This is a genomic window from Clostridioides sp. ZZV15-6383, assembly GCF_020657735.1.
Taxonomy (GTDB): Bacteria; Bacillota; Clostridia; order Peptostreptococcales; family Peptostreptococcaceae; genus Clostridioides; species Clostridioides difficile_D.
This window is the reverse complement of record NZ_JAGWCV010000140.1, coordinates 1-508: the sequence shown is the minus strand read 5'-3', so window position 1 is coordinate 508 and position 508 is coordinate 1. Positions and strand designations below refer to the sequence as shown.

At 36.8% G+C, this 508-nt stretch carries 1 tRNA gene; it reads left to right on the top strand.

The features are described 5' to 3' along the window. The first annotated feature begins 228 nt into the window (after positions 1 to 228). Positions 229 to 300 (top strand) — tRNA-Ile (locus KGF42_RS19180). The last annotated feature ends 208 nt before the right edge of the window (positions 301 to 508 follow it).

Sequence of the window (508 nt, the reverse complement as noted above, 5' to 3'; positions counted from 1 at the left end):
ATTATATAATGCTACACACAGTTAGACTATTTAAACTTATAATGAGAATAAGAGACTAACTATATGGGTACTTTGAAAACATTATATTTTTCCTATCTACCAAGCGTAGAAAAGGTCTACGGTAACGTTATAATTCTATTTAGCGTTACTAGCAATCCTGAGTAATGGCATTGGCTAGATGTAGCTACCTAGTCGTTGAGGTTCGAGTCCTCTCTCAGGATATTTCTAGGACTCTTAGCTTAAAGGTAAAGCCAACCGCTCATAACGGTTTGACTGTAGGTTCGAATCCTGCAGAGTCCATATACCAGGCTAGCAAAAAACTTATAGGTGTTAGACATATGTGCAATCACTTGACTATGATTTAATATTGTATGTGGATTTATTGTTTCATATCTACTAAGTAAAACCTATTTCTCTTTAGTTACTGGTGATAAGAGAAGGAGTGAAAAACTCTAAAGGTCTAGTCAACCTGATGTACGAGAGATACCGTATGTTGCCCGGCAGAGGC